At 70.0% G+C, this 7,625-nt stretch carries 6 protein-coding genes; 4 read left to right on the forward strand and 2 right to left on the reverse strand.

Annotated elements, in window-relative coordinates; translation table 11 throughout:
* Window positions 1–28 precede the first annotated feature (28 nt).
* Window positions 29–880, forward strand: a complete 852-nt coding sequence (locus CA951_RS35020) for an SGNH/GDSL hydrolase family protein (RefSeq protein WP_087561240.1) — start codon at window positions 29–31, stop codon at window positions 878–880.
* On the opposite strand, the gene CA951_RS35025 is transcribed toward CA951_RS35020, so the two are convergent.
* Complete coding sequence (locus CA951_RS35025) at window positions 852–3,068, reverse strand: hypothetical protein (RefSeq protein WP_179220426.1); 2,217 nt, start codon at window positions 3,066–3,068, stop codon at window positions 852–854. The two genes, CA951_RS35020 and CA951_RS35025, sit on opposite strands and share 29 nt — an antisense overlap.
* A 49-nt stretch (window positions 3,069–3,117) precedes the next feature.
* On the opposite strand from CA951_RS35025, the gene CA951_RS35030 reads away from it, so the two are divergent.
* The 3 genes from CA951_RS35030 to CA951_RS35040 all read left to right on the forward strand — a co-directional run bounded on the left by CA951_RS35030 (window position 3,118) and on the right by CA951_RS35040 (window position 7,412).
* On the forward strand, window positions 3,118–3,921 hold the full coding sequence (locus CA951_RS35030; protein WP_087561241.1) for a glycosyltransferase: 804 nt from the start codon (window positions 3,118–3,120) through the stop codon (window positions 3,919–3,921).
* A gap of 81 nt (window positions 3,922–4,002) precedes the next feature.
* The gene (locus CA951_RS35035) at window positions 4,003–5,892 is read left to right on the forward strand and encodes a glycosyltransferase (protein WP_087561242.1); all 1,890 of its coding nucleotides are present in this window, start codon (window positions 4,003–4,005) and stop codon (window positions 5,890–5,892) included.
* A complete protein-coding gene (locus CA951_RS35040; RefSeq protein ID WP_087561243.1) occupies window positions 5,889–7,412 on the forward strand; it encodes a glycosyltransferase family 39 protein in 1,524 nt (507 codons plus the stop codon). Before CA951_RS35035 ends, CA951_RS35040 begins: the two co-directional genes overlap by 4 nt.
* A 42-nt stretch (window positions 7,413–7,454) precedes the next feature.
* On the opposite strand, the gene CA951_RS35045 is transcribed toward CA951_RS35040, so the two are convergent.
* Window positions 7,455–7,604, reverse strand: coding sequence for a helix-turn-helix domain-containing protein (locus CA951_RS35045; protein WP_373414833.1), 150 nt, complete (start codon window positions 7,602–7,604; stop codon window positions 7,455–7,457).
* Window positions 7,605–7,625 lie beyond the last annotated feature (21 nt).

A 7,625-nucleotide genomic window follows, 5' to 3' on the forward strand; every position in this document is an offset into this window, starting at 1 on the left:
GAGGCGCAGGACGTGATGGGGAGGCCCTGTGCGACGCTGGATTCTCGGTGTTCCCGTAGCGGTGCTGATTCCGCTCCTCGCCGCCTGCTCCACGTCCACGGCACCGCCGGTGGCGCAGCCGCAGGAAGAATCGCCGCCCGTGGTCGCGACGCTCGTGGGCCTGGGCGATTCGATCCCGGCCGGTGACGGTTGCCCCGGATGTACGCCGTTCGTGGAACTGTTCGGCGATCAGCTGTCCGGCGACGACGCCGTGCCCGTCCAGGTGGCGAACCTGGGTGTCGGGGGCTGGACCAGCACCGACCTGCTCGACTCCCTCGAACCCGGCGCATACGACGCCGACGCGGTGAGTGCCGCCGATCTCGTCACCGTCACGATCGGCGCCAACGACTTCTACACCGAACTCGACGACTACCTGGACGGCGACTGCGGCGGCGACGACGGGCTCGGCTGCTTCGCGCCGGTGCTGCCGCAACTGCAGACCACGTTGACGTCCGTGCTCGACCGCATCGCCGAACTGCGGGCCGGTCAGCCGACCGCGGTGCTGGTCACCGGGTACTGGGACGTCTTCCCGGACGGCGACGTGGCCCGCGACTTGTACGGCCCGCAATTCCTCCGCGACAGCGCCGCGCTGACGTTGCGCGCCAACGACGTCATCTCGGGGGTCGCGGGCGCGGAGGGCGCCACGTACGTCGACCTGTTCAGCACCTTCAAGGGGACATGGGGCGACGGCGACCCCACCGGACTGCTGGCCGACGACGGCGACCACCCGAACCAGGTCGGCCACCAGCTGATCGCCGACGCGTTGTCGTCCGCAGCGGCCGCGGGATCCGGCTCCGCCGACGTGTCGGCGTTCACGTCGTCCGGGTGGTCGCCCCGCTGAGCTTCCGGCGGCGGACCACCGGGTCGACGACGGACAGGATCAGCACCACGACCGTCGCGGCCCCGAACGCCGCGACGGACAGGTTCTCCCGCGGCGGCCGGAACGTCACCACCAGTTCGTGGTCGCCTGGCGGCACCGACACCTGGAGCAGACCGTGCCAGCCCGCGGGCGCGTCCACCGGCTCGCCGTCCATGGTGGCCGAGTAGCCGGGCCACGCGAGGCGGGCGAACGAGACGGTGCCGCCGGCGCCCGTCACCCGCACGGTCTCCGTCGCCGCTTCGGTGTCGGACGAGAGCACCCGGACGCCGTCGGACGCGAACGACACCCGCCCGGGCAGGGGCAGCGGCCGGTCGCGCTGCAGCACCGTCCGGGAGTCGCTGCGTTCGGTGACGTGCCAGCCGGGTGGGGGCGGCGCCGTCTCCACCTCGGGCACCAGGTGGTGCTCCACCACCAGCGTCGACACCCGCAGGTAGTCGATCAGCGGAATCGGAATGTCCGCGTTCACCGGCTGCCACAGCGCCCCGTACACCCCGGGGCAGACGGCGCCCCGGTAGTCCATGCACAGGGCCTCCTGGAATTTGGTGAACCCGATGCCGGTGTACGCGTTGATGCTGCCCTCCGCGGACGACGCCATGATCTCGTTGCCGAACAGGATCCGGCCCGCGGTGACGTCGTCGGGGGAGGTGTCGGCCAGGTCGGCGAGTTGCAGGACGGTGCCCTGGTAGCGGTCGGTCTGCGCGGACAGCAGCGACGTGCTGGACGGGTCGACGCGGCTGTCGCGGTCGACGTCGTGGGTGAGGGACCAGACCTGCGCGGCCGTCACCGCCACCGTTCCCAGGACGAGGGCGGCGACGAGACCGCCCGGGCCCAGACTGCGCCAGGCGAAGTACGCGATCGCGCACAGCGCCGCGACGAGCAGCGTGAACAGCGCGTGCCTGCTGGTCAGGGCCGGGGAGGACGCGAACGCCAGATAGAAACCCAGCGCGATCAGCACCGCCGACGCCGTCGCCCGCCGGCGCACCCGGTCGCGGGACAGTCCCAGCGACAGCGCGAGCGACAGGCCGATCACCACGCACAGGTACAGGTATTCGACCAGCCGGATCGGCCAGCGGAACATCCCGACGTTCGACGGTCCGAACGTGAAGAGGAAGTAGACAACCGTGATGATCGCCAGGCTGACGAGCGGTCGCCCGTGAGTGCGCCGGAACCCCGGGGACGCGAACAGCATGCGGATCCGGCCCCACGGCAGCCACGGCAGCAGCGGCAGCACGAACCACGCGAGGTACAGCGACGGGATCACCTCGACGGGACCCCCGAACGTCATGATCACGGGCAGATACGACGGGCTGCTCATGCCCGCGGGGCCGCCGATCGGCGGTTGCAGGAACGTGTCGTTGAAGATGCCGGTGCTGCCTGCGCGGGTGGTGACGTCGACGCTGAGGAACAGCGGCAGGTACGTCACCAGCGCGGCGGTGCCCGCGCATGCACCGGTGATCCCGAGTACGAGCAACCGGAAGAACTCCCGCTGGACCAGGAGGCCGATCCCGAGGCCGAGGAGGATCACCACGGCGCCGAGCGCGGCGTACGGGTTGCCCATGCTCACCGTCAGCGTGCCGATCAGGAACGTGAACAGCGGGTTCGTGCGACCGCGGGAGAGGCGGAGCGCCGACCACCAGAACAGCGTCACCCACGCGACGGCCATCATCCCGGACGGCCAGCCCGCCGCCTCGTAGAACAGGGTGAAACCGCTGAACGGAATCGTCAGCCCGGCGAGCACGGCGGGACCGCGCCGGGCGCCGTATTCGCGGCACAGCAGATACGTGCCGAGGGCGAACAGCGCGAGGAACTCGGCCATGATCACGAACGACGCGACCGACAGGTTCTCGAACTTCGCGGCCAGCATGTAGTTGGCGAGGTTGACGGGGTTGTAGAGACCGTAGGCGGCCTCGCCCGCGTAGTTGCCGCCGATCCAGGCGTCGGGATTGACGGCGAGCCACCGCCCGGCGAGGAGTTCCCCGCCGATCCGGTGCCAGGACGGCACGAACGATTCCAGCATGTCGCCGCCGTAGTAGAAGCGGTCGTACACGATCCGGGGAACCGTGGCGACGGCCGCGGCAGCCACCGCGACTGCGAGTGCCACCGCCCATTCGGGGACGCCGCGTATCGATCGGGTGAACGTCGAGGACACGGACGCGGAGGGTGCCACGGACTCCGAGCCTACGAGTTAGGCTGCGCCCGTGCGCCTTTTCGGTTGTTCCCACGACCAGAAAGGCGCCCGTGCGCCGAAGGCGCTCTCCGTGGTCGTCCCCGCCTACAATTCCGCCGCCGTCATCGAGCAGACCGTCCGCCGGGTGGCCGAACGACTGGCCGGTCACGACGTCGAGATCATCGTCGTGGAGAACGGCTCGACCGACGGCACCGTGGACATCTGCACCCGCCTCGCCGCGGACTGGGCGCCCGGGCCCGTGACGCTGACCGTCCTGCGGAGCGAGAAGGGCATGGGCAACGCGTTGCGGACGGGCGCCGAGGCGAGTCGCGGCGCGCACGTGCTGCTGACCGCCGACGACCTGCCGTTCGGGTTCGACGACCTCGACGGCGCCGAGAAGTTCGCCGAGGACCACGACGGCCGGTTGCCCGAAGTCGTGATCGGGTCCAAGGCCCACCCCGACTCGCAGGTGCGGCGCGGCGCGCTCCGGGGAACCCTGACGTGGGGTTTCGCGGCACTGCGGCGGGTGGTCCTCGGGATGCGCACCGGCGACCCCCAGGGCACCGTCCTGATGGACGGCGACCTGATCCGCGGCCTGGTCCCCGACCTCGTCGAGCCCGGGTTCCTGTTCACCACCGAACTCGTCTACCTCGCGGAGCGGGCCGGCCTCGTTCCGGTCGAGGTGCCGGTGCGTCTGAGCACCGACCACGACAGCCACGAAACCCGCATATCCAGGGCCGATGTGCTCGCGATGGGGGTGGGACTGCTCCGGCTGCGGGCCCGTCACCGGGACGGAGGTCGCCTCGCATGGTCGGGGAGCGCTTCGCGAGGTTGATACCCTGCGAACCGAGAAGAGGATCGTGCCGTCGCGTTGGCGCGGTCCAGCCCACCTCTCGCGGGGAACAGTAGGAGCACTATGAACGAGTCTGCGTCGGTAGCACCTGTGGACGGGAGCACGGCCGCGGTCCGGAGTGCTCTCACCGAGCATCGCGCACCCGACCGCCTGGTGGTGGCGCGAGGTCTGTTCACGGGACCGACCACCCGGGTGAAGGACGACCTGTACGCCAGGATCGTCAAGGGCCGCGCCCACCGCGAGCGGCACGTCGTACACCTCGAGAAGGGTGCGACGGTCGACACCGACACCTACTTCGGCCGGTTCGCGGCCAGCTACTACCAGCGCTGGACCACGGTCACCGACGTGACCGTCGGTTTCCGCCACGAGGCCGACGGCCGCGCCGTGGTGGCGCTGCGCGGATCCGACTCGGGCGGCAACTCCCGCATCCTGTCGACGACGGAGATCGACGGCACGGGCACGGCGACGCTGTCCGCGAAGCTCGACGCCTACCTCGACGGCGGCTCCCTGTGGGTGGAGTTCACCGCCGTCGACGGCGCCCTCGCCGTGAGTGAACTGGAATGGACCGTCGCCGCGCCGTCGGTGATCCGTCCCGCCGCGATCGCGATCTGCACGTTCAACCGCGCCGACGACTGCGCCGAAACCGTCGCCGCCATCGCGAACGACCCGACGATGGCGTCCGGCATCGACGCCGTGTACGTCGTCGACCAGGGCAGCGACCATGTGTCGGACCGCGAGAAGTTCACGGAGGTCGCCGAGATCCTGGGCGACAAACTCGTCTACCTGCGGCAACCGAACCTCGGCGGGGCCGGCGGCTTCACCCGCGGCATGTACGAGGTGTCCGGCATCAACGAGCACGCCAACCTGATCCTGATGGACGACGACATCCTGTGCGAGCCGGAGTCGATCCTGCGGATGAACGCGTTCGCCAACGTCACCACCGAGCCGACGCTCGTCGGCGCGCAGATGCTGTACCTGATGAACCCGGAGCACCTGCACGTCAGCGCCGAGGAAGCGGACCTATCGAAGCTGAAGGCGGGGCGCTGGGCGGCCGGGTCGCGGCACGACATCAACCTGCTGAAGAAGAAGCAGCACAAGCGCGTCGACGCCGGCTACAACGCGTGGTGGTCGTGCCTGATTCCCGCCGAGGTGGTTGCGCAGATCGGGCTCCCGCTGCCGATGTTCTTCCAGTGGGACGACATCGAGTACGGCATCCGCGCCCGCGCGGCCGGATTCGTCACGGTCACGCTGCCCAACGCCGGTGTGTGGCACGCGGACTTCCACTGGAAGGACCGCGACGACTGGGCCAAGTACTTCAGCATCCGCAACTCGCTGATCGCCGCCGCGCTGCACAGCGACTTCGACGCCAAGTCGCTGAGCAAGATGATGACCCGGGAGATCACCCAGTACCTCGTGTCGATGCAGTACGGGTTGGCGTACACCATGATTCGCGGCATCGAGGACTTCCTCGAGGGTCCGAAGGTGCTCGAGGACGGCGGCCAGGCCGTGCTGGCGGCGATCCGGGAGGAGCGCAAGCGGTTCCCGGAAACCGTCAAACATCCCGCGACGAACATTCCCGGTGTCCGCAACTCCGACCTCGTCACCCGGTACGCCGGTTTCGAGCCGGACAAGAGCAAGATCGACCTCGTCCTCGCCAAGCGCGCGGCGTACCAGTGGCTCGGCCGCACCCAGCACGGTGTCGCGAGTATCCCTGTGGCCGAGGCGCACTGGTGGCACGTGTCGCTGTTCGACACCGCCGTCATCACCGACGCCTCCCAGTCCGGGGTGCGGGTGCGCCGCCGCGACAAGGAGACCGCGCGCGAACTCACCGCCCGGACCGCGAAGCTGATGAAGCGGTTCCGCGAGGATGCGGCGTCGACGCAGCGTCAGTACCGGGATGCGTTGCCGCAGCTCACCAGCCGGGAGAACTGGGCTCGCCTGTACGGTCAGTGACGTTGCCCGGACCGTCGCCGGCCCGCGATGTGCGTGGGCTGTCGCGGGATTCGCTGCTCGTCTTCGCTGTCGGTGTGCTGCTCGGTGCGGCGTGGAGTTGGCGTCCGTCGTTCTGGTACGACGAGGTCGCGACGCTGTATTCGAGTCAGCGGTCCCGGCCGGACCTGTCGAACATGCTCGGCCACATCGACGCCGTGCACGGGCTGTACTACGTCGCGATGCGGTACTGGTTCGCGGTGTTCGGGGCGTCGGAGTTCTCGGCGCGGTTCCCGAGTGCCCTCGCCGTGGGCGCCGCGGGCGCGGGTGTGGTGGTGCTCGGTGCGCTGATCTCGACCCGGCGGGTGGCGGTGCTGTCCGGGCTCCTGTTCGTGATCCTGCCCAGCGTCACGTGGGCGGCCGCGGAGGCCCGCGGGTACGCGGCCACAGCGGCGGCCGCGGTCTGGCTGACGGTGATTCTCCTTGCGGCACTGAGACTCCGGCGGTGGTGGCTGTGGGCGCTGTACGCCGCAGGCCTGGCCGTGTCGATCGTGCTGTTCGTCTACCTCCTTACGCTGGTCCCCGCGCACCTGCTGACGCTCCTGCTGCTCCGTGCGGCCCGGCGGTCCTGGCTCGGATGGGCGCCGGCCACGGCCGCCGGGATGGCGGTCGCGGCGCCGTTCGTGGCGTTGGTGCGCCGGGAAGCCGTCCAGGTGGCGTGGATCCCGCCGCTCGACGGCCACCTGCCGCGGGCCGTGGCCGAGTACCAGTGGTTCGTCGGCGCACCGTGGTTCGCGGTGCTGTTCGCCGTGCTGGTGGTGGCCGGGGCGGTGGCGCTGGCGCGCGGTCGCCGGCTGCCCCCGGTGCTGTCCGTCGCGCTGCCGTGGGTCGCCGTGCCGATGGCGCTGCTGCTCGCCTACTCGCTGCTGCGCAGCCCGGTGTACCTCCCGCGGTACTTCACGTTCACGACGCCCGCGGTGGCCCTGATCGGCGGGCTCTGCCTGGCCGCGCTGACCCGGAAATGGTGGCAGACCGCCGCGGTGCTGGCCGTGTTCGCGGTGGCCGCGTCGCCGGGGTACGTCGCCCAGCGCGAGCAGTGGGCGAAACCCAGCGGCATGGACTTCAGCACCGTCAACGTCTTCGCCGGGCAGCACCTCCGGCCCGGGGACTGCGTGCTCTTCGACAAACCGGCCTGGAACCCCACGTCGCTGCGGCTCGTGAAGGACGTGCGGCCGGACGCCTTCGACGGCACCCGCGACATCGGGCTCGGGACCACCGCCGCGAGCCGGGGGTCGCTGTGGGACGACGAACTCGCCGTCCCGGACCTCGCGAGCGCGCTCGACTCGTGCTCCGTGGTCTGGTTCTTCACCGACTACGAACGCGACAGCGAGCGCATCATCCGGCACACGTCCAACGAGGTGTGGACGCTGCCGCCGTACCACTTCGAGGACACCGAGGCATTCGCCGCGCTCGCCCGGTCCGGACTGCGGATCGACGAACGCGCGACGTTCAACGTCACCCAGGCGGTGAAGCTGGTGCGGTAATTCGCGCCGGGAGCGGGAGGTGCGGGGCATTCAGGTCATCCGTTATTCCGACGATGCCTCCACTGCGGATGCACGCCAGGCGGTGGGACTGCAGCCGAAGCTGGTTTTGAACCAGCGGGAGAAGTTGCTGGGTGAGGAGAAGGAGAGCATGTCGGCGATTTCGATGAGTGAGCGCCGCGAGTTGCCGACCAAGCGCCCTGCCAGTTCCGCGCG

It is taken from the genome of Rhodococcus sp. NCIMB 12038 (assembly GCF_002165735.1).
GTDB lineage: Bacteria > Actinomycetota > Actinomycetes > Mycobacteriales > Mycobacteriaceae > Rhodococcus_F.

Coding starts and splice junctions, on each gene's coding strand:
- CA951_RS35035 (WP_087561242.1), top strand. CDS start 4,003: ATGAACGAGTCTGCGTCGGTAGCACCTGTGGACGGGAGCACGGCCGCG.